Source organism: Ruegeria sp. CG11 (genome assembly GCF_056537245.1).
Genome location: NZ_JBQFRE010000065.1, coordinates 1 through 717, shown reverse-complemented (window position 1 = coordinate 717; position 717 = coordinate 1). Strand labels below are relative to the sequence as shown.

Annotated in this window: 2 protein-coding genes; both read left to right on the top strand. The window is 59.7% G+C overall.

All coding sequences use genetic code 11. The features are described 5' to 3' along the window. On the top strand, window positions 1-91 hold a 91-nt coding region (locus tag ACR0KW_RS24245; protein ID WP_480807227.1), incomplete at its 5' end, for a hypothetical protein. Between the two features lie 185 nt (window positions 92-276). Continuing rightward, complete coding sequence (locus ACR0KW_RS24240) at window positions 277-546, top strand: spike base protein, RCAP_Rcc01079 family (RefSeq protein ID WP_480807309.1); 270 nt, start codon at window positions 277-279, stop codon at window positions 544-546. Window positions 547-717 lie beyond the last annotated feature (171 nt).

The following is a 717-nucleotide window of genomic DNA, read 5'->3' as shown; positions in this document are numbered from 1 at the left end:
GATCGAGGTTCAGACCGGTACCTATCTCGGCGAGGACGACATCGTCCGCTACGAGGACGTCTACGCCCGCGGCCAGGGCGCAAAGGGCTGAACCTCTTGCACAACAGAACATGCGGCATGAATTACCCCAAGGCCGCAGGAAACAGGCTCCCGCAACCGGGGCCTTTTTTGTTGCCGGGCCTTTGAATAGTCAGTGCAACGCACGATGAGCTTTTACCTCGTTAAGCGGTTTTGACTAGCGTTCCGCTGATTGACACAGAGAACGAGGCCCGATCCATGACGACCAACCCGTTTACAAACCGTGTTTCCAGCCTGTCCGGCCCCGCGCGCGACGTTGCTCCAGTGATCCCTTCTGACACCGACGATCTGGCCGAGGTGGCAATCGGTCTGTACGTCGAAACGGGTGGCGCGGTGGCGATGACCACAATCCGCGGTGAAACACGCACCGTTCAGGTGACTGATTTCTCCATTCTGCCCGTCGGTGTGACGCGTGTGCATGCCGCCGGCACGACGGCGTCGGGTATCCATGCCCTCGTGCTGACCTGAGGCGAAGTCCGAACCTGCTGCGCGCCGACCGTGCAGTAGGTTTTCTTTGACCGGACGCCGCGTCGGTCGGTCTTAGTCTCCGCCGAAGAGGTCGCGGGTGAAGACTTTTTTGCTGACGTTTCGTATTTCGTCGGACAGTCGGTTGGCGACGATCAGGTCGGCCTGTTGTTT

What these genes read in the sequence shown, in the direction of transcription:
- ACR0KW_RS24240 (WP_480807309.1), top strand. Translation starts at nt 277, where the DNA reads ATGACGACCAACCCGTTTACAAACCGTGTTTCCAGCCTGTCCGGCCCC.